Source organism: Pseudomonas muyukensis, from assembly GCF_019139535.1.
Classification (GTDB): domain Bacteria; phylum Pseudomonadota; class Gammaproteobacteria; order Pseudomonadales; family Pseudomonadaceae; genus Aquipseudomonas; species Aquipseudomonas muyukensis.
The window spans coordinates 2386484-2407201 of record NZ_CP077073.1; the positions used below are offsets into that span (position 1 = coordinate 2386484).

A 20718-nucleotide genomic window follows, 5' to 3' on the forward strand; every position below is an offset into this window, starting at 1 on the left:
GGGCTCAGTGCTTGAGCACTATCAGCAGCAACACCAGGTTCAACAGCAGCGACAGCAACCCAATCGTGCGCCATACCTTCAACGGCTCGCGCTCCAGCAACGGCCGTGGTCGCTCGGCCAGTTCCTGGCGATCTCCCCGCTCCAGCAACAGCAACCACTGCTCGGCGGTCTCGAAACGCAGTGCGGGGTTGGCGGTTACCGCCTGCTCGAGGTTGCGCTGCAACCATTCCGGCAGGTCGGGACGATAGCGCCCGGCATTGACCGGGTTGCCGAAGCGCGGGCGCTGGAAGGCCTCCACTTCGCCATAGGGGTAATGGCCGGTCAGCAGGTGATAGAGCGTCACGCCGACGGCATACAGGTCCTGGCGCGGGCTCGGCGGCGCGCCGTCGAAGGCTTCCGGTGCCAGGTAGGAAGGTGTGCCAGGCAGGGCGTGGGGATGGTCTTCGGACAGCCCCGGGCAATAGGCCAGGCCGAAGTCCAGCAGGCGCAATTGGCCATCGTCGCCCAGGTGCAGGTTTTCCGGCTTGATGTCGCGGTGCAGCAAGTTGCGCCGGTGCAGTACGCCAACCGCCTGCAGCAACTGGCGAGCGATTTCCAGCCACTGCGCCAGGGGCAGCGGGCCATGGGCTTCGAGCTGGGCGGCGAGGGTCGTACCGGCATATTCGCGCATCAGGTAGTACAGGTACTGGCGCTGGCTGGCCGGATGGGCTTCGGGGAAATGGCGGCCGGCAACGCGGCGCAGGAACCACTCTTCCAATAGCAGGCCCTGGACGGCCCCGGTTTCGTGTTCACGGCCTGGCGCCAAGGTTTTCAGCAACCAGGGCTGGCCTTGCTGATCGCGCACCCGATAGAGCAACGACTGTCGGCTCTGGGCCAGTAGCCCTTGTACGTGCCAGCCATCGATCCGCTGGCCTTCGCGCAGTGCGCCAGGCAGGGGCCACTGCCCCAGTTGGGCCAGGGTATCGCCGAGGTTGCCTGCGCCCAGTTGCTCGACCTGCACCAGCAGGGCGCTGGCGTTGTCCTGGCTGCCGCTGTGGTGGGCGGTGGCCACCAGGGTGTCGGCGGCGTCCTGCAGGTCGGCTTGCTCACGCAGGATCGCCTGGATGCGCTGGTCGCCGACACTGGCCCAGACACCATCGCTGAGCAGCAGGTAGCATTCGCCCTCGTGCAGCTCGCCATCCAGGTAGTCGACCAGCAGGTGTTGGTCCAGGCCCAGCGCTCGCTTGAGCACGTGCTGCATGCCGGGCTGGTCCCACACGTGGTCTTCGCTCAGGCATTGCAGGTGCCCGGCATGCCAGCGGTAGACCCGACAGTCGCCGACGTGGGCGAGGGTGAAGCGTCGCCCACGCAGCACCAGGGCGCTGAGGGTGGTCAACAGTGGCTGGCCGTTGCCCTGGGCACGCAGCCAGCGGTTCTGCGCGCTGAGCAGGCGGTCCAGGGCTTGGGCCACGCCCCAGGTGGCGGGGGTGGCGTAGTAGTCCAGGGCCAGGGCCTGCAGGCTGGCCCGCGCCGCCAGGCCGCCGTCGGCGCACTGGCTGACGCCGTCGGCGAGCGCGCACAGGTAGCCCTTGCTGGCCGCCAGCTCCGGGGCGGGGGTGACCAGGCGCAGGGCGTCCTGGTTCTGCGTGCGCGGGCCGGTGGCGCTGGCCTGGGCGAAGCGCAGGCGCAGGCTCATCAGACCCGCGCCGCGGTGACTGCCGCCGAGCCCCAGGTGGTGCGCCAGCGTTGCTTCACGCCATGCAGGCCGAACCAGGCCAGCAGGCCGAGGCTGGCGAACAGCCACAGGCCGAGCTGGTAGTCGCCGCTGTGTTGCTTGATCGCCCCCAGGCCGGCGGCGAGGAGGAAGCCGCCGATACCACCGGCCATGCCGATCAGCCCGGTCATCACGCCGATTTCCTCGCGAAAACGCTGCGGTACCAGCTGGAATACCGCGCCGTTGCCGGCGCCCAGGCCAAGCATGGCGCTGACGAACAGGGCCAGTGCCGCGACCGCGCTGGGCAGGTTGAAGCCGACGGCGGCGATGCACACGGCAGCCACGCCGTACATCGCCAACAGGGTGCGGATGCCGCCGAAGCGATCGGCCAGGGCTCCGCCCAACGGGCGCATCAGGCTGCCGGCGAACACGCAGGCGGCGGTGTAGTAGCCGGCGGTGACCGGGCTCAGGTTGTACTGGTCGCTGAAGTAGCCCGGCAGGGCGCTGGCCAGGCCGATGAAACCGCCGAAGGTGACGCTGTAGAAGAACATGAACCACCAGCTGTCACGGTCGCCCAGGGCCTTCAGGTAGTCGGCCATGGCCTTGGGTCTGGGCCGTTGCGGGGCGTTGCGCGCCAGCAGGGCGAACAGCGCCAGGGTCAGCAGCAGCGGCAGCAGGGCGAAACCGAACACGTTGTTCCAGCCAAAGCCTGCGGCCAGGGCCGGGGCCAACAGGGCGGCGAACACCGTGCCGGAGTTGCCGGCGCCGGCGATGCCCATGGCCTTGCCCTGGTGCTGCGGCGGGTACCATTGCGAGGCCAAAGGCAAGGATACGGCGAACGAGGCCCCGGCGAAGCCGAGGAACACCCCCAGCAGCAGTGCCTGTTCGTAGCTGTGCACACCCAGGTACCAGGCGCAGGCCAGGGCAAGGATCACCACCACCTGGCCGATCAGCCCGGCGGTCTTGGGCGACAGGCGATCGACCAGCAGGCCCATGGCAAAGCGCAACAGCGCGCCGGCCAGAATCGGTGTGGCCACCATCAGGCCCCGTTGTTGTGCGCTCAGTTGCAGGTCGGCGGCAATCTGCACCGCCAGGGGGCCGAGCAGGTACCAGACCATGAAGCTCAGGTCGAAGTACAGAAAAGCGGCGAACAGGGTGGGCACATGCCCGGATTTCCAGAAGCTCGTATTCATCGAACACCTCGTTAGGCGCGCAAACGCAAAGACGCCGCTGCCCGGTCCACGGCCGTGGAAGGGCGAGCGACGTCTTTGTCGGGGAGTGGGGCAGCCGCCGTTGGCTACCGAAGTATTCAGAGCAAGAGGCGGGCCAATGTTGCCTGGGCATTCCGCCGGCACGATGGCGTTACCGCTACCCCAGCATCTCGGACATGGCAATGATCTGCTCGGCCACCTGGATGAGCTTTTGCTGGCGACTCATGGCCTGGCGGCGCATCAGGGTGTAGGCCTGCTCTTCGTTGCAGTCCTTGAGCTTCATCAGCAGCCCTTTGGCTTGCTCGATACGCTTGCGCTCCGCCAGTTGCTGGTCGCGGGCCAGCAATTGCGCGCGCAAGGCCTGGTCGGCCTCGAAGCGCGCCATGGCCACCTCGAGGATCGGCCGCAACCGCGTAGCGTGAATACCCTCGACGATGTAGGCGCTGACCCCGGCCAGGATCGCCTGGCGCATCACCCCCGGGTCATGTTCGTCGGTGAACAGCACGATTGGCCGCGGGCGGTCGCGGCTGACCAGCACCACTTGCTCCATCACATCGCGGCCAGGTGACTCGGTATCGATCAGCACCACGTCCGGGCGCACCGTTTCGACGCAGGCCGGCAGGTCGATGCTCAGGTTGCCGGCCTCGATCACCTCGAAGCCGGCCTCGCCCAGGGCGGCCTTGAGGCGGCCGACTTTTTTCTCGGTGTCGTCGATCAGCAGGATGCGCAACATGTCCGCGTCCTCAGCGTCCGGCCCGCAGGGCCGGCGTCGTATCCAGTGCGTGCAGGGCGAAACTGCGCGCATAGCCATGGGGGTCGCTGCCGTCCCAGCGGCTGCCATCGATCAGCAGGCTGCTGCGCAGGGGTGAGTCGGCGCAGGGCACGCCCAGGGCCTGGGCGGCTTCGCGGTACAGCGCCAGTTGCTGGACCTGGCGTGCCACGCCGAGGTAGTCCGGGTCGTCGCGCAGGATGCCCCAGCGGCGGAACTGGGTCATGAACCACATGCCGTCGGACAGGTAGGGCAGGTTGGCCCGGCCCTGGTCGAACAGGCGCAAGCCATGGGGGTCGTGCCAGCGATTACCCAGGCCATCCTGGTAGTCGCCGAGCAGGCGCGGCTCGATGCTGCCCAGCGGGCTGTCCAGATAGGCGCTGCCACTGAGCAGTTGCGCGGTGCCACGCCGATTGTCCAGGCTCTGCTCGATGAAGCGGGCGGCGGCCAGGACCGCGCGGATCAGCGCACGCGCGGTGTTGGGGTAGTGCGTGACAAAGTCCTGGGTGCAGGCCAGGACCTTCTCGGGGTGGCCGGGCCAGATCTCCTGGCTGGTGGTCAGGGTGAATCCCTGGCCCTGGGCGACGGCGTCAGCCGACCACGGTTCGCCCACGCAGAAACCGTCGATGCGCCCGGCCTGCAGGTGGGCGCGCATCTGCGCCGGGGGCACCACCACGCTGTCGACGTCGCGCAGCGGATGCACGCCCAGGCTGGCCAGCCAGTAGTACAGCCACATGGCGTGGGTGCCGGTGGGGAAGGTCTGGGCGAACGTCAGGCGTGCGCCACCCTGGTGCACCCGCCGCGCCAGTGCCTCGGCGCTGGTCACGCCCTGGCGTTGCAGGGTGGGGGAGAGGTTGATGGCCTGGGCGTTCTGGTTCAGCCCCATGAGTACTGCCAGGGCGCAGGCCGGCCCGCCGCCCACGCCAAGGTGCACGGCGTAGACCAGCCCATACAGGCAATGGGCGGCGTCCAGCTCGCCGCTGTGCAGGCGGTCGCGCAGGCCGGCCCAGGAGGCCTGGCGGCGCAGGTTGAGGGTCAGCCCCTGTTGCTGGGCGAAGCCCTGGGTGGCGGCGACCACCACCGAGGCGCAGTCGGTCAGGGCCATGAAGCCGATGTCCAGGCAGGGCTTTTCCGGTGCATCGCTGCCGTTGACCCAGGCCAGCGGCAGTGTCGGGAGAGGTGTGTTCAAGGCATTCCTCGGGCGTTGGCAGGTGGCGACACGAGGTTGGCTTTGCAACCCATGTGCCATGGCCCTGTCGCCGTGGCGACGCGCTGGCTATAATCGCCCCTTCACACACCGCGAGTCCGCCCGCCCATGTATACCCTGGCCCGCCAGCTGCTGTTCAAGCTCTCCCCGGAAACCTCCCACGACCTGTCGCTGGACCTGATCGGCGCCGGTGGCCGGCTGGGCCTCAATGGCTTGCTGTGCAAGCAGCCGGCGGCGGCACCGGTGACCGTCATGGGCCTGAACTTCGCCAACCCGGTAGGCCTGGCCGCGGGCCTGGACAAGAACGGCGCGGCCATCGACGGCTTTGCCCAGCTGGGCTTCGGTTTCGTCGAGATCGGCACCGTGACCCCGCGTCCGCAGCCGGGCAACCCCAAGCCACGGCTGTTCCGCCTGCCGGAAGCGACCGCGATCATCAACCGCATGGGCTTCAACAACCTGGGGGTCGACCACCTGCTGGCACGGGTCCGCGCGGCGAAATACACCGGTGTGCTGGGCATCAACATCGGCAAGAACTTCGACACCCCGGTCGAGCGCGCCCAGGACGATTACCTGATCTGCCTGGAGAAGGTCTACAACGACGCCAGCTACATCACGGTCAACGTCAGCTCGCCCAATACCCCGGGCCTGCGCTCGCTGCAGTTCGGCGACTCGCTCAAGCAACTGCTCGATGCCCTGGCCGAGCGACGCGAGCAACTGGCCACGGCCAACGGCAAACGCGTGCCATTGGCGATCAAGATCGCCCCGGACATGAGTGACGAAGAGACCGCCCTGGTCGCCGCGGCGCTGCGCGAGTCGGGCATGGACGCGGTGATTGCCACCAACACCACCTTGGGCCGCGAAGGGGTCGAAGGGCTGCCGTTCGGTGGCGAGGCCGGTGGTTTGTCGGGCGCTCCGGTGCTGGCCAAGAGCACCCATACGGTCAAGGTGCTGGCGGGGGAGCTGGGCGGCCAGTTGCCGATCATCGCTGCCGGCGGCATTACCGAAGGGCGCCATGCCGCTGAGAAGATCGCTGCCGGGGCCAGCCTGGTGCAGATTTATTCGGGCTTCATCTATAAAGGGCCCGCGCTGATTCGCGAGGCGGTGGACGCGATTGCGGCGATGCCGCGTTCGTAACTGGCAAGTATAAAAAAGGGGTCCCTCAAGGGACCCCCTGGGCCGCAGCCCGCCGCCCGGATGGGGCGCGCATGGTGACTCGAATTCAGTGTCCTCGTTCAGCCAACGGCGTGATTTTCGTTGAGTCTATGGATGCCAGCGGTGCCGGTCATGCCGTCCCAGTTATCGCCGCGGCCCTCGCGCCAGCCGTTGATCCAGGCTTGGCGAACGGACGGCAGATTGAACGGGCAGAGTTCGCGAGATTTGCCGGTGACGCCATACTGGTAGCCACGTGAATATGCTCTTTCCAACGGATCACGCTTAAGTCTTCTCATAGGGTGTTGCCCTCACTTGTTGACTGTAATGTCCCGTCGGCCTCTCCGAGGCCGGGCAGAATCGTTCTGCCGGTATGCGCCCGCTGCCGGCGTGGCGGGCTGAAAGTGCCGCCCCGTTGCGGGACGACCTGAGATCAGTTCTATCGAATGCGAGTCGCAGTGTGAATGATCGATTTGTCATAAGGACGTAACCTTTCAGAGGGTGAAAGGATAAGTAAATAAATGCGACTCAACCTTGTTTGCCGCTGAGCCCGCTATGATCAGGGTTTAGTCAGCGTTGACGTCATATGGCCAGTGTTGCTGGTTGATGACTGAAATATTTGGTAATGCGACGAAGGGTCACATGGGTCCCCGCCGTCGAGGAAATTTTCATACTGCTCAGCGATCAAAGCCACTTTCGCCCTCGGCGAAGGCGCGATCTGCCGAGCGGCCCGGCCCGGCGAGAGGTCTCGCCAGGCCACCCGGGCGCCTGCTGGAAGGGCGTGCGGGAAAACATCGGTCGCCGATGCGTCGGCGGCCATCTACCTAGCCCAAGGCTCTGGATTGCACATGTCGGACCGTTTCGAACTTTACCTTACCTGCCCCAAAGGCCTTGAAGGCCTGCTCGCCGAAGAGGCTCGCCAACTGGGCCTGAACGAGGTGCGTGAGCACACCTCGGCCATTCGCGGCGATGCCGACATGGAAACCGCCTACCGCCTGTGCCTCTGGTCGCGCCTGGCCAACCGCGTGCTGTTGGTGCTCAAGCGCTTCCCGATGAAGAACGCCGACGACCTGTACGACGGCGTGCACGCGGTCGACTGGGCCGATCACCTGGCCGCCGATGGCACCCTGGCCGTGGAATTCAGTGGCCATGGCTCGGGCATCGACAATACCCACTTCGGCGCGCTCAAGGTCAAGGACGCCATCGTCGACAAGCTGCGCAACCGCGAGGGCCTGCGCCCGTCGGTAGAGAAGCTCGACCCGGATGTGCGCGTGCACCTGCGCCTGGACCGAGGCGAGGCGATCCTGTCCCTGGACCTGTCCGGCCACAGCCTGCACCAGCGTGGCTACCGCCTGCAGCAGGGCGCCGCGCCGTTGAAGGAAAACCTGGCGGCGGCGGTACTGATCCGCGCCGGTTGGCCGCGTATCGCCGCCGAGGGCGGCGCCCTGGCCGACCCGATGTGCGGTGTGGGCACGTTCCTGGTCGAGGCGGCGATGATCGCCGCCGACATGGCCCCCAACCTCAAGCGCGAACGCTGGGGCTTCAGCGCCTGGCTCGGCCACGTGCCGGCGTTGTGGCGCAAGGTGCATGATCAGGCCCAGGCCCGTGCCGAGGCCGGCCTTGCCAAGCCGGCGCTGTGGATCCGTGGCTACGAGGCCGACCCACGGCTGATCCAGCCGGGCCGCAACAACGTCGAGCGCGCCGGCCTGGGTGACTGGGTGAAGATCTACCAGGGCGAGGTGGCCAGCTTCGAGCCGCGGCCGGACCAGAACCAGAAGGGCCTGGTGATCAGCAACCCGCCTTACGGCGAACGCCTGGGTGACGAAGCCAGCCTGCTGTACCTCTACCAGAACCTCGGCGAGCGCCTGCGCCAGGCCTGCATGGGCTGGGAGGCGGCGGTATTCACCGGCGCGCCGGAGCTGGGCAAGCGCATGGGTATTCGCAGCCACAAGCAGTACGCCTTCTGGAACGGCGCGCTGCCGTGCAAGCTGCTGTTGTTCAAGGTTCAGCCCGACCAGTTCGTCACCGGCGAGCGCCGCCAGGGCCAGGCCGAAGTGGCCGATGGCGAACCGCGTCGCCCGCTGCCGGTGGCCAGCGAGCCGGCCCGCCTGTCCGAGGGCGCGCAGATGTTCGCCAACCGTCTGCAGAAGAACTTCAAGCAGTTGGGCAAGTGGGCTCGCCGCGAGAAGGTCGATTGCTACCGGGTCTACGATGCCGACATGCCTGAATATGCGCTGGCGGTCGACCTGTACCACGACTGGGTGCATGTGCAGGAATACGCAGCGCCTCGCTCGGTCGACCCGGACAAGGCCCAGGCGCGCCTGCTCGATGCCCTGACGGCGATTCCCCAGGCCCTGGGTGTCGACCCGCAGCGCGTGGTGCTCAAGCGCCGCGAGCGCCAGAGCGGTACCCGCCAGTACGAGCGCCAGGCTACCGAAGGGCGCTTCATGGAGGTCGCCGAGGGCGGTGTCAAGCTGTTGGTCAACCTCACCGACTACCTGGACACTGGTCTGTTCCTCGACCACCGGCCGATGCGCCTGCGCATCCAGCGCGAGGCCGCCGGCAAGCGCTTCCTCAACCTGTTCTGCTACACCGCCACGGCCAGCGTGCACGCGGCCAAGGGCGGCGCGCGCAGCACCACCAGCGTCGACCTGTCCAAGACCTACCTGGACTGGGCACGGCGCAACCTGTCGCTGAACGGCTTCTCCGAGCGCAACCGCCTGGAACAGGGGGATGTGATGGCCTGGCTGCAGGCGGCGACGGAGAGCTACGACCTGATCTTCATCGATCCACCGACCTTCTCCAACTCCAAGCGCATGGAAGGGGTGTTCGACGTGCAGCGTGATCATGTCGAGCTGCTCGACCTGGCCATGGCCCGCCTGGCGCCGGGCGGCGTGCTGTATTTTTCCAACAACTTCCGCAAGTTCCAGCTCGACGAGCACCTGGCCGCACGCTATGCCGTGGAGGAAATCAGCGCCCAGACCCTGGATCCGGATTTCGCTCGCAACAGCCGCATCCACCGTGCCTGGCAGCTGCGTTTGAAGTAAGCCGACGAGGTACATGGCGCGGCTGCTGGCCAGTGGCTATAAAGCACTACAAGGCAGGACAATTCGCAGGACGCTGACATTGGTGAGAGTCCTCTATGTCGAACCCAGGCGTACCTGCGAAGCTGCTGGGCCTGCTCGGCGACCCGCTGTCGGCCTGGGGCGTGGCCCTGGCGGCGCTGGTCGCCGGGTGCCTGCTCACGGCTGCGCTGGCCACCGCCACCCACGCCTTCCACAAGCAGCAACTGCGCCAGCGCTTCGAGCTGCTGGCGGGTGAGCGCTACAGCCGGATCGCCGAGCGTTTCGAGGAGCAGGAGCAGCGCCTCGATGGCTTGCGCCGGTTCTTCAGCTATTCGAGCCAGATCACCCCCCGCGAATTCGACGGCTATGCCCGGCCGCTGTTGCACCGCACCCAGGCCTATTCGTGGGCGCCCCGGGTCGAGGCGGCGCAGCGCGAAGCCTTCGAGCAGCATGCCAGTGCCTGGCTGGGGCAGCCTTACCTGATCCGCGACCGCGACGCCCAGGGTGCGTGGCGCCCCGCGCCTGCGCGTGACTATTACTACCCGGTGCTGTTCACCCAGGCAGCCAGCCGGCAGGGCCAACCCTACGGCCTGGACCTGCGTGGCCAGCCGCTGCGCGAGGCAACCCTGGCCAGGGCCTTGAGCCCCGGCAGCATGGCGGTGTCGGCACCGCTGGACATGCTCAATGTCGAGCCGGCCTACAGCCGTGGCCTGCTGATGGTCGCCCCGGTGTTCGCCGACACGGCGTTCGCCGATACGCCGCCCAGCGGCTATGTCATGGCATTGCTGAGCCTGCGCCAGCTGATCGCCGAAAGCCTGCCCACCGTGGCCGACGGCAACCTGGTGGTGCGTATCCACGACCTGTCCAGCGAAGGGGCCCGCGAAGTGCTGTTCGATTCGGGCAATGCGCCGGCGCGCATGGCCTTGGCCAGCAGCCACCTGCTGCATCTGGCCGACCATCACTATCAGCTGGATATCCGTCCCAGCCTGGATTTCCTGGCGGCCAACCGCTCTTCGGCGGTGAGCGTGGTGAGTGTGCTGGGCGGGCTGCTCAGCCTGCTCTTGGCGACCTTGCTGTACAGCCTGTTCAGCCAGCGCCAGCGCGCCCTTGGCCTGGTCGCGCGGCGCACGGCGGAACTGCGTGTCAGCGAGCAGTCCTTGCGTGAAACCCACAACCAGTTGCGCAGCGTGCTCGATGCCGCGACCCAGGTGGCAATCATCGCCACCAGCCTGCGCGGGGTGATCGACACGTTCAACGCCGGCGCCGAGCGCATGCTTGGCTACTCGGCCAGCGAGGCCTTGGGACAACTGACCCTGGAAGACCTGGTGCAGCCCGACGAGCTGCACCGGCGCGCCCATGCCCTGAGCCGGCGCTATGGTCGCGAGGTGGGGGCGGGCCAGGCGATGTTCGCCGAAACGGTGCAGGAGGGGGCGGGCGAGCCGGCCGACTGGACCCTGGTGCGCAAGGATGGCAGCCACCTGCTGGCCAACATGCTGGTGACGGCGGTGCTCGACGAGCAGGGGCTGTGGGTGGGGTACCTGGCGATCTGCATCGACGTCACCGAGCGCCGCCGGGTGCATGAAGCACTGGCCGCCCGTGACCGGCTGCTGGAGAAACTCAGCGACGAGGTGCCGGGGGGAATCTACCAGTACCGCCTGGATGTCGATGGCCATTCCTGCTTTCCCTACGCCAGCCGGGGCTTGCACGATATCTACGAGGTCGACCTGGCGATGCTGCGCCAGGACGCCTCGGCGGTATTCGAGCGCATTCACCCTGACGACCTGGAGCGGGTTCGGCGCTCGGTGCGCTATTCCGCCGAACAGTTGACGCCGTGGCGAGAGGAGTACCGGGTGTGTCTGCCGCGCGCCGGGCTGCGTTGGGTGCGGGGCGAGGCGACGCCGGAGATCGGCGAGCAGGGCTGTACACTCTGGCATGGCTATCTCACCGATATCTCCGACCTCAAGCGGGTGGAGGAGGAGCTGCGCACGTTGTCGATCACCGACGCCCTGACCGGTATTTTCAACCGTCGCTATTTCCAGGAGCGGTTGCGCAGCGAATTGGACCGGGCGCAGCGCGAAGGGCTGGACCTGGCGGTGATCATGCTCGATATCGATCATTTCAAGCGGATCAACGATCAGTTCGGCCACGCGGTGGGGGACCATGTGCTGCGCAGCCTGTGCCAGCGCATCGGGCGTCGGCTGCGGCGTACGGATGTGTTCTGCCGGTTGGGGGGCGAGGAGTTCATGGTGCTGTGCCCAGGCAGTCATGCGGGGCAGGCGCAGGTGCTGGCGCAGGAGTTGTGGCAGGGGGTGCGCAGTGTGCCGGTGGAGGGCGTGGGGCGGGTGACGGCGAGCTTTGGCGTGGCAGGGTGGCGGCCTGGGGAGGGCGCGGATGCGCTGTTGTTGCGGGCGGATGCGGGGGTGTATGCGGCCAAGCAGGCGGGGCGGGATCGGGTTGAGGGGGAGTTGCCTTGAGGGGATGCAGGTGTCCGGCGACAGTCTTGCGGCGCCTATGGAATCGAGCGCCGCCCGCGCGTCGCTCGATCTCATGGGCGCTGCAAAACCCACCGCTTAAGGCATCACCCCAACCGTGCCATTACCCACCTTCGGCTGCCGGTAGAGGTCCAGCAACACCTGGTCCAGCACCTGCGAAGCGCCCCATGGCTTGGGGTCGTTGAGAATGGCCGCCACCGCCCAGGTGTGGCCGTTGCTGTCACGGCTGAACCCGGCAATCGCCCGCACGGTGTTCAGGGTGCCGGTCTTGATGTGCCCCTCGCCGGTCATGGCCGTGCGCTTGAGCCGCTTGCGCATGGTGCCGTCCATGCCCACCAGCGGCATCGAGCTGATGAACTCGGCCGCATAGGGGCTTTTCCACGCAGCCTGCAGCAATGCCGCCATCTCCCGGGTGCTGACCCGCTCGGCACGGGACAGCCCCGAGCCGTTCTCCATCACCAGGTGTGGCGAGGTGATGCCCTTCTTGGCCATCCATTGGCGGACCACGCGCTGGGCGGCGCGGGCATCGTCGCCGTCGGCGTCGGTGCGGAACTGCGCGCCGAGGCTGAGGAACAGCTGCTGGGCCATGGTGTTGTTGCTGTACTTGTTGATGTCGCGGATCACTTCCACCAGGTCAGGCGAGAAGGCCCGGGCCAGCAGGCGCGCGCTCTTGGGCACGTTCTCGAAGCGGTCGCGGCCCTGGATGCTGCCGCCGAGCTCATTCCAGATGGCCCGTACCGCGCCTGCCGCATAAGTCGGGTGGTCGAGCAGTGCCAGGTAGGTCTGCGAGTTGCAGCCATCGGCCAGTTGCCCGCTGACTGTCACGCTGACGCCGTCGGGCTGCACCACCGGGTTATAGCGCACCTCGCCGCTGCATTGCTTGCCCGACAGGGCCTTGACCTGGTTGTCGATGCGGATGCTGGCGATGGGCGGCTCGACCGAGACCGTCACCTTGCCGCCGTCGTTGCGGGCCACGAAGCGCAGGGCCTTGAGGTTGACCAGCAGCGAGTCCGGCTTGACCAGGAACGGCTTGTTGTCGTCGCCGCCGTCGTCGTTGAACTGCGGCAGGTTGGGCTGCACGAAGTGGCTGCGGTCCAGCACCAGGTCACCGGTCACGGTGCGCACGCCGTTGGCGCGCAGGTCGCGCATCAGCAGCCAGAGCTTTTCCATGTTCAGCTTGGGGTCGCCGCCGCCCTTGAGGTAGAGGTTGCCGTTGAGCACGCCATTGCTCAGGGTGCCGTCGGTGTAGAACTCGGTCTTCCACTGAAAGGTCGGCCCCAGCAGCTCGAGGGCGGCATAGGTGGTGACCAGTTTCATGGTCGAGGCCGGGTTCACCGACACATCGGCGTTGAACACGGTCGCGGCCCCTGGGCCGTCGAGCGGCAGCATCACCAGGGACAGGGCCGAGTCCTGCAGTTTGTTGGTCTTGAGGGCCTGCTGCACTTTAGGTGGCAGGCTGGTGTTGACGACGGCGGCCTGGGCCGACAGGGACAAGGGCAGGAACAGGCCGGCGAACAGGAGTGGGCGGAGCGTCTTGATCATAAGTGCACGAACCCTGCGGGCGAGGGAAAAGACAACGGGGCTGTAAGAAATGATGGCCCCAGGACGAAATATAGTGCGCATTATGCCCCAAGCGTGGCGCGCATGGGCTGCGTTTGACGGAAAAGCGCCGTTACCCTGCGGAAACTGGTAAAGTGCCGCGCGTAATTAATTGAGAGGATTGTTTCATGGCTACCAACCGTTCCCGTCGCCTGCGCAAGAAACTGTGCGTTGACGAATTCCAGGAGCTGGGTTTCGAACTGAACCTGGGCTTCAAGGAAGACCTGTCCGATGAAGCCATCGATGCCTTCCTCGACGCCTTCCTGGCTGAAGCCATGGATGCCAACGGCCTGGACTATGTCGGCGGCGACGACTTCGGCCTGGTCTGCAAGGCTACCCGTGGCTCGGTCAGCGAAGAGCAGCGCGCTGCTGTCGAGGCCTGGCTCAAAGGCCGTAGCGAACTGACCAACATCGAAGTCAGCCCGCTGCTGGACGCCTGGTATCCGGAAAAACCGGTCAACCCGGCTTCCTGATCGGCGCAGGCGGCGCGCGCCTCAGTGCGCCGCCTCAGCCGCCAGGCCCAAGTGCCTGGCCAGGGCCCTCTCCGCGCGCCGCATGTGCCGCGCCAACGCCTGTCGGCGTATCTTCTGCTCGTCCACGGGCAACTCTGCCTCCTCCAGTGCCTCGCACGCCTGCATCAACGACCTTGCTTCCAGCATCCGCGCTGCGCTGAGGATCTTGTGTGCCTGCGCCGATAGCGCCGTGGGTTCCTGCTCTGGGTCGATGGCCATGAGCATGCCCAGGTCCTGACGCAGGCTCTGGTGCAGGGCATTGAGCAGCCGCTCGCGGTCGGCGACGCTGTCGCCCACGATCACGGACAGGCCCGCGAGGGTGAAAGGAGGCGCCGGTGCTGGGCAATGGCCGCATTGGCGTGGCAGGCGGGTAGCCTGGGCAAGGTGTTGGCCGAGGACCTGCAGGCCGATGGGTTTGAGCAGGCAGTCGTCCATGCCGGCATCGAGGCACTGCTGGCGCACCTCGGGCTGCGCATTGGCGGTATAGCCGAGCAGGCAGCAGGGCGCCCGGCCTTGTTGGCGCTCTTCGGCGCGCACGGCCCTGGCCAGTTCGTAGCCATTCATCAGCGGCATGTTGCAGTCGACGATCAACACGTCGAAACAGCCCTCGCGCCATTTGCGCAGTCCGTCGCGACCATCGCTGGCGGACTCCTGGCCCAGGCCCAGGTAGCTCAACTGCTGGGCCATCAGCAACAGGTTGGCCGGGTGATCGTCGACGACCAGGATTCGCAGGTGCGAATCGGGTCGGGCGATAGCGCTGGCGAGCAATGGCACGCTTTCGCTCGGGTCGATGCAGTGCAGCGGCATTACCAGGCGAACCCGGGTGCCCACGCCTTGCAGGCTCTGCAGGTCGAGCTCGCCGCCCATCATGGCGCACAGGTTGCGGCTGATGACCAGGCCCAGCCCCGTGCCGGCCCGCGCACCATCGCTGTAGGGGTTGGCCTGCACGAAGGGCGAGAACAGGCGTTGCAGGTCCTGGGCATGGATGCCGATGCCGCTGTCGCGTACTTCCAGGTCGAGCATGGGGGTATCGGTCCCGGCGTCCTGGCGCAGGTCGACGGTAATGCGTACCTGGCCTTGCTCGGTGAACTTGATGGCATTGCTGACCAGGTTCGACAGCACCTGCTTGAACCGCACCGGGTCGAGCATTGCATGGCAGCGCGCGCGCTCATTGATCACCACGTCCAGCGCCAGGCCCTTGTGCCGGGCCAGGCCTTCGAACACCCGCCCGACCGACTCGACCAGTGCCGCCAGGTCCACCGGCTCGGGTGCCAGGGACAGGTGTCCGGACTCGATCCGGGCGATATCCAGGATGTCGCCGATCAGCCCCAGCAGGTCGTTGGCCGAATGATGGGCGACCTCCAGCGCCGGGCGGTCGAGCTTGCCTTGGTCGGCACGCCTGAGGGCCAGTTCGAGCATGCCGATCAGGGCGTTCATCGGCGTGCGAATTTCATGGCTGATGGTCGCCAGGAAGGTGCTCTTGGCGCGGTTGGCATCATCGGCCTGCTGCTTGGCCATGCGCAGGTCCTGAACCAATGCGCGGCGTTCGCTGATGTCGATCCAGCCGCCGATGATGCCCTGCATCTCGCCCAGCGAGTCACGATAGGGCAGGATCCAGTGGTAGATCGTCAGTTGCGCGCCGTTCAGGCGCAAGGGGCGATCGAGAATCAATGGCCCCCCCTGGGCCATGACCTGACGATAATCGTCCTGGACCTGCCGGGCATACTCGTCATCGCTGAACGGGCTGTCTTCGAGGCGCTTGCCGATGACCTGGTCGAGGTCCACGCCCAGGGCCTGCAGGTAGCTGTCGTTGCAACTCTTCAGGCGTCCTTCACGGTCGCGCACGTACATGGGGTGGGGGGTGCCGTTGAGCAGCGCCCCCATGAACTCCAGCTGGTCGTTGAGGGCTCGCTCGGCGCGTTGGCGCTGCTTGATCTGGCGGCGCAGACGGGCATTCCAGACCAGGGCGATCACCAGCAGAACGCCGATCACCCCCAGCACTTGCAGGATGACGCGGCGAAAGCTGCGCCAGTAGGCATCGTCACGCACACCATGGTCGCGCCAGCGACTGTTGATCACTCCCAGTTCCTCAGGCGAGATGCTCAGCAGCGCCTTGTCGAGTATCGACGCCAGCTCGCGGGCCTGGGAGGTGGTCGCCATCGAGAAGGTGGCAGGCTCGGTGCCCACGGTGCTGCGTATGACCAGGCCGGTGCTGCTGGCGAGCATGTGGTTGGCGTCGATCAGGGTGGCGATCGCGGCGTCCACCGCACCGCTGTTGAGCAGGGCCATGGAGTAGTAGGTGCTTTCGGTGGCCACTTGATGAACCTGCGGGTGACGGGCGCTGAGCAGCGTGGTCATGGCACTGGCGCGGGGCACGGCGACACGCTTGCCTTTCAGTTGCTTGAGGCTGGCCGGCTGGTCGGCGCCGATGTGGCTGACCAGCACATAGGCGCTTTCCAGGTAGGGCCTGCTGACCTGGAGCGGATCGCCCTGGCGGTTATCGGTGGACAGGCTGGCGATGATGTCGGCGCGCCCGGCGTCGAGCTGTTCGAGCATGTCGCTGTCACCGCTGGCGCGGCGGATCTCGAAGCGCAGGCCGGTACGCAGGCGAATGAGTTCGAGCAGGTCGGCGACGATGCCGCGCAGGCGGTCATTGCTGTCGAAGAATGTCAGCGGCGCGGCGGTCTCGTTGACGACCACGCGCATGATCGGATGGTTGCGCAGCCAGTTTTCTTCCCGTGGCGACAATTGCAGCTTGCGGTCGGTCAACAGGCTGCCGCTGCTGGCGCTCCAGCGCTTGAAGATATCGTTGCGGGTGGGCAGGGTCTGGGCATCGAGGGCGGCATCGACCAGTGTGCGCAGCATGAGGTCGTCTTCACGCAGGGCAAAGCTGAAGCCCACGGCCTCATGTTTGCCGAAATTGGCCATGCGCAGGTGCGGCAGATGGCCCTGGCTGATCAGGTAGTGCGTGGACACGGTGTCGCCGATGAACACGTCGGCCTGTTCGAAAGCCACCGCGTTCAAGGCCTGGGTCGAAGACTCGAACGTCAGCAGTTCGGCCTTGGGGTAGTTGGCGTGGATTTCTTCGGGTGGCAGGTAATGGTAGAGCATGCTCAAGCGCATGCCTTCCAGGCCAGTGTCCAGCGCCCGGGTTTCGTCTTCGCGGGTCACCAGCACAGGTTGGTCGATGGCATAGGGGCGGGACAGCGCCAGCCCTTCGGTGGTCGCCTCATAGCCGTTGGCGCTGCCGAGCAGGTCGATCTGGCCGCTTTTCAGGGCGGCCACCGCCGCTGGCCGGCTGGGGAAGCGTTGCACCCGCACCGCCAGCCCCAGGGCGTTGCCGATCAGGCCGGCGTAGTCGGCGGTGAAACCCTGGTACTCGCGGCCACCGGTAGCGATGTCGAACGGCGGGTAGTCGGGGGCCGAGGTGCCCAGTACCAGTTCGCGGCGGGTCGCTAGCCAGCGGTACTGATCAGCGGTCAGGCTCGGTCGGATCACCGCCGGCGATGAGCGGCTGAGCAAGGTGTAGGTGCGCCCCTGGTCCACGGTGACGCAGGCGCCTTGCAAGGGCGCGCCCAGGCTCAGGCACAGCATTGATGTCGCCAAGTACCTCCACATACCGACCTCAGACCAGTGCGTTGCGCTTGGCGACTTCGATCAATTCCACCAAGGTGTTGGCCCGCAACTTGTGCATCAGGCGCTTCTTGTAGGTGCTGACGGTTTTGCTGCTGAGGAACATGCCGGTGGCAATTTCCTTGTTGCTGCGGCCTTGGGCGAAAAGTTGCAGTACCATCAACTCACGGTCGTTGACCTGGCGGAACAGTTCGAGCTCCTGGCTGCTGCTTGCCGATACCGGGGTGAGTGCCTGGCTGGGGAAGTAGTTGTACCCGGATAATACCGCCTTGATGGCACTGAGCAGTTCGCTGAGGTCTTCCTGTTTGCAGACATAACCGGCGGCGCCGGAATGCATGCAGCGAATGGCGAACAGCGCGGGCGACTGCGCCGTCAGCACCAGGATCTTCAAGGGGGTGGCCATGGCCTGGAAGCGAGACAGCACTTCCAGGCCATCGAGCTTGGGGATGCTGATATCGAGGATAACCAGGTCGGGCAAGGTTTCGCGGATCATCTGCATGGCATCTACGCCATTGTCCGACTCGCCTGCGACTGAGTAGCCCTGGGTTTCCAGCAGCATCCGTATCGCCAGGCGAATAACGGGATGGTCATCGACAATAAAGACTGTTTGCATATTCAACATTCCATGCTGCACGGTGAAATCAGCAGGCACATTAGCGCAGTTGAAAGAACATCGGCAGGCGAGGGATTGCCAAAATAGGGATATAGGAATTGACTTACAGCATAAGGGCGATATTGCTACACGCGGTGTGGAAGTTGCTGGGTGAATATCGGGATCTTGTAATTATTTGCTATGAGTGGGTTGATTGAGTTTATTCGGAACTTGTTGTTGTAGGAAGTTTCATCGTTGGCGACGTTGCCGCTGGGGGAGGTGCCGGCCTTGCCGGCAAGGCTAGGCTCTGTATCAAGGCTTTTACAGAGCCTGGTGCCTGCGGGCTGCGCGCTTGGCGGGGCGTCCCTTACTTCGGGCTGGAGCGCCCCGTCATTTCCAGGGCCATTTCACTGGCGAAGCTGTCGGTCATGCCGGCAATGAAGTCGATCATCCGCAGGAATGCCCCGTGCAACGAACCGTGGGGGTCGGGCGCATTGTTGCCGATCAGGTCGAGCACCCGCCGGCTCTTGAACGACGGGGTGCGCCCGCCGTGTTGTTCCAGGGCCGCGCCACAGAAGGTATTGAGGAGAATTTCCAGGGTGGTGTAGGCGCCGATCTCGTGCAGGGTCTTGCGCTTGTCCTGGAAGATCTTCTTGCGCGCCATGTCCTTGGCCTGGAGGACGCAGCGCTGGGCCGGACCGTGCATGTGCTCGACCAGGTCGCCGGGCAGGCGCCCGGCCAGCAGCGCGCTCTGCTGCTCGACGAAAGCCTGGGCGGCGGCGTTGGTCAGGTGCTCGATGGCCTTGCCGCGCAGGATCGCCAGCTTGCGCCGGCGCGAATCGCCCGGCCCGAGCAGGCGGTAGGTGTCCGGCAGGTCATCGCCCACCAGGTCCAGCAGCAGCGCCTCGACTTCGGCGTACTGCAGCAGCTCCATCTCCAGCCCATCCTCGAGGTCGATCAGGGCGTAGCAGATGTCGTCGGCGGCCTCCATCAGGTACACCAGCGGGTGGCGAGCCCAACGCTGGTGCTCGAGTTGCGGCAGGCCGAGCTTGCCGGCGATCTGCTCGAGCAGGCCCAGCTCGCTCTGGTAGCAGCCGAACTTGTGCTTCTTGTAGCCCAGGGCATCGGCATGGCGCGCGGCCCAGGGGTACTTGAGGTAGGCACCGAGGGTGGCGTAGGTCAGGCGCATGCCGCCGTCGAACTGGTGGTACTCCAGTTGGGTGAGCACGCGAAAGCCCTGGGCATTGCCCTCGAAATTGAGGAAGTCGGCGCGCTGATCGTCGCTCATGTCGTCCAGCCAGCCGCGTCCGGCGGCCTGTTGGAACCAGTGGCGGATGGCGTCTTCGCCAGAGTGGCCGAACGGTGGATTGCCGATGTCATGGGCCAGGCAGGCCGACTGCACGATCATGCCCAGGTCGCTGGGCTCGCACCAGTCCGGCAGGCTGGCGCGCAGGGTCTCGCCGACGCGCATGCCGAGCGAGCGGCCGACGCAACTGACCTCCAGGGAATGGGTGAGGCGGGTGTGGATATGATCGTTGCTGGAGACCGGGTGCACCTGGGTCTTGCGCCCCAGGCGGCGGAAGGCGCCCGAGAAGATCACCCGGTCATGGTCCTTGTGGAAGGGGCTGCGGCCAAGCTCCTCGGGGCTGTAGAGGGCTTTGCCGAGGCGTTCGCGGGTCAGCAGGGTGTGCCAGTCCAAGGCGTGTTCTCCCGTCGTTGAATCGGCATAGCTTCGGGCGTGCGAGGCGCGCGCGCAAGGGCGGCGCGCGCCATGTTTCAGCGGCGGCCGTTGAGGAACAGGCGCAGCAGAGGCACCAGGCTGGTGGTCACGCGGACCAGCCGCGCCAGGTTGCCGCTGCGCACGCCCTTGCCGGTGAGAAAGCCCAGCGCAACCACGGCGCCGATGCCCCACAGCGAGCCGTGCTTGACCCCGAGGCCGTCGCCGAACGAGCCGCCCATGCCGCGCAGGCGCCGCACCGGTTCGAGCAGTTGGCCGGATTCGTGGCGAATCTGCTGGCGGTGCATCTCCATGCGCAGGCGCAGCAGGGCCTTGCGCAGCTCCCGTGGGTTACGGGTATTGGGAAGTTCAGGCAGGCTCATGGCAGCAGGCGCTCCCGATCCTTGGCCAGCTCTTCGAGCGTGGCGTTGAATGGCGAGGATTCGTCGAACACCGCGGCCTTCAGGCGCAGCCCGCAGTACAGCGCGGCAACGCCGTAGAACACGCACAGGCCGATGATCCCGGCCAGGCGGTAGCTGTCCCACAGCAGCACCAGCACCAGGCCGGACAGGGCGGTCAGCAGCAGCAGGGCGAACACCAGCGCCAACCCGGCGAACAGCAGCAGGCTCAGGGTGCGCGCCTTCTGCTCCTGCAACTCGATGCCGAACAGCTCGATATGGCTGTGCAGCAACCCGAGGATGGCCGCGCCCAGGCGCCTGCCGGAGGCGCCGGCGCCGATGGCGTCGTTATCCATGAAGGCTCCTCAGCGCTTGGCCAGCAGGCCGATCAGCAGGCCGACACCGGCGGCGATCCCGATCGCCTGCCAGGGATTGTCCTGCACGTACTGCTCGGCGCTGCCCAGGGCCGCCTGGCCGCGCTGGCGCGCCGAATCCTGGGTCAGTTGCAAGGTTTCCCGGGCCTGCATCAGGCGGTCGTGGATCTGCTCGCGCAGCTCGTCGGCCTGGTCTCCTGCCAGGTTGGCGGTGTCGGCGAGCAGTTTCTCGGTGTCGCGGACCAGGGCCTGGAAGTCAGCCATCAAAATGTCTTGTGCAGTCTTTGCCGATTTGCTGGCCATGGAT

16 protein-coding genes are annotated in these 20718 nt (G+C 66.2%); 4 read left to right on the forward strand and 12 right to left on the reverse strand.

All coding sequences use genetic code 11. The features are described from left to right. Positions 1–4: 4 nt before the first annotated feature. The 4 genes from KSS95_RS10800 to KSS95_RS10815 all read right to left on the reverse strand — a co-directional run bounded on the left by KSS95_RS10800 (position 5) and on the right by KSS95_RS10815 (position 4862). On the reverse strand, positions 5–1675 hold the full coding sequence (locus KSS95_RS10800; protein ID WP_217853642.1) for a bifunctional protein-serine/threonine kinase/phosphatase: 1671 nt from the start codon (positions 1673–1675) through the stop codon (positions 5–7). After that, positions 1675–2886 carry a nitrate/nitrite transporter gene (locus KSS95_RS10805; protein ID WP_217853643.1) on the reverse strand — a complete coding sequence of 404 codons (1212 nt, stop codon included), beginning with the start codon at positions 2884–2886 and terminating at the stop codon, positions 1675–1677. The genes KSS95_RS10800 and KSS95_RS10805 overlap by 1 nt, the downstream gene beginning before the upstream one ends. 175 nt (positions 2887–3061) lie before the next feature. After that, complete coding sequence (locus KSS95_RS10810) at positions 3062–3637, reverse strand: ANTAR domain-containing response regulator (protein WP_217853644.1); 576 nt, start codon at positions 3635–3637, stop codon at positions 3062–3064. Positions 3638–3647: 10 nt separating this feature from the next. Further along, a complete protein-coding gene (locus KSS95_RS10815; RefSeq protein WP_225935573.1) occupies positions 3648–4862 on the reverse strand; it encodes a CmpA/NrtA family ABC transporter substrate-binding protein in 1215 nt (404 codons plus the stop codon). A 126-nt stretch (positions 4863–4988) separates the two neighbouring features. Between KSS95_RS10815 and KSS95_RS10820 the strand changes: the two genes are divergently transcribed. Next, entirely contained in the window at positions 4989–6014 is a 1026-nt protein-coding gene (locus KSS95_RS10820) for a quinone-dependent dihydroorotate dehydrogenase (protein WP_217853646.1), read from the forward strand. Positions 6015–6112: 98 nt separating this feature from the next. On the opposite strand, the gene rmf is transcribed toward KSS95_RS10820, so the two are convergent. Then, positions 6113–6328 carry a ribosome modulation factor gene (rmf, locus tag KSS95_RS10825; protein ID WP_003248687.1) on the reverse strand — a complete coding sequence of 72 codons (216 nt, stop codon included), beginning with the start codon at positions 6326–6328 and terminating at the stop codon, positions 6113–6115. A 549-nt stretch (positions 6329–6877) separates the two neighbouring features. Between rmf and rlmKL the strand changes: the two genes are divergently transcribed. Both rlmKL and KSS95_RS10835 read left to right on the forward strand, forming a co-directional pair. Beyond that, the gene (gene rlmKL, locus KSS95_RS10830; protein ID WP_217853647.1) at positions 6878–9076 is read left to right on the forward strand and encodes a bifunctional 23S rRNA (guanine(2069)-N(7))-methyltransferase RlmK/23S rRNA (guanine(2445)-N(2))-methyltransferase RlmL; all 2199 of its coding nucleotides are present in this window, start codon (positions 6878–6880) and stop codon (positions 9074–9076) included. Between the two features lie 95 nt (positions 9077–9171). After that, positions 9172–11568 (forward strand): sensor domain-containing diguanylate cyclase, encoded by a 2397-nt coding sequence (locus tag KSS95_RS10835; protein WP_217853648.1) that lies wholly within the window; start codon positions 9172–9174, stop codon positions 11566–11568. Positions 11569–11664: 96 nt separating this feature from the next. Here the strand turns inward: KSS95_RS10835 and dacB are convergent, their stop codons facing one another. Beyond that, a complete protein-coding gene (gene dacB, locus KSS95_RS10840) occupies positions 11665–13128 on the reverse strand; it encodes a D-alanyl-D-alanine carboxypeptidase/D-alanyl-D-alanine endopeptidase (RefSeq protein WP_217853649.1) in 1464 nt (487 codons plus the stop codon). 185 nt (positions 13129–13313) lie between these two features. Between dacB and KSS95_RS10845 the strand changes: the two genes are divergently transcribed. Further along, positions 13314–13658 carry a YggL family protein gene (locus KSS95_RS10845; RefSeq protein WP_217853650.1) on the forward strand — a complete coding sequence of 115 codons (345 nt, stop codon included), beginning with the start codon at positions 13314–13316 and terminating at the stop codon, positions 13656–13658. Positions 13659–13679: 21 nt separating this feature from the next. On the opposite strand, the gene KSS95_RS10850 is transcribed toward KSS95_RS10845, so the two are convergent. The 6 genes from KSS95_RS10850 to KSS95_RS10875 form a co-directional block, all read right to left on the reverse strand. Beyond that, positions 13680–17291, reverse strand: a complete 3612-nt coding sequence (locus KSS95_RS10850) for an ATP-binding protein (RefSeq protein ID WP_437179608.1) — start codon at positions 17289–17291, stop codon at positions 13680–13682. 31 nt (positions 17292–17322) lie between these two features. Beyond that, positions 17323–17943 (reverse strand): response regulator transcription factor, encoded by a 621-nt coding sequence (locus tag KSS95_RS10855; protein WP_217853652.1) that lies wholly within the window; start codon positions 17941–17943, stop codon positions 17323–17325. Between the two features lie 346 nt (positions 17944–18289). Further along, the gene (locus tag KSS95_RS10860) at positions 18290–19621 is read right to left on the reverse strand and encodes a deoxyguanosinetriphosphate triphosphohydrolase (RefSeq protein ID WP_217853653.1); all 1332 of its coding nucleotides are present in this window, start codon (positions 19619–19621) and stop codon (positions 18290–18292) included. A gap of 77 nt (positions 19622–19698) precedes the next feature. After that, a complete protein-coding gene (locus tag KSS95_RS10865; RefSeq protein WP_217853654.1) occupies positions 19699–20022 on the reverse strand; it encodes a hypothetical protein in 324 nt (107 codons plus the stop codon). Next, a complete protein-coding gene (locus tag KSS95_RS10870) occupies positions 20019–20393 on the reverse strand; it encodes a phage holin family protein (protein ID WP_217853655.1) in 375 nt (124 codons plus the stop codon). Before KSS95_RS10870 ends, KSS95_RS10865 begins: the two co-directional genes overlap by 4 nt. Before the next feature lie 9 nt (positions 20394–20402). Continuing rightward, on the reverse strand, positions 20403–20714 hold the full coding sequence (locus tag KSS95_RS10875; RefSeq protein WP_217853656.1) for an ElaB/YgaM/YqjD family protein: 312 nt from the start codon (positions 20712–20714) through the stop codon (positions 20403–20405). Between the last annotated feature and the right edge of the window lie 4 nt (positions 20715–20718).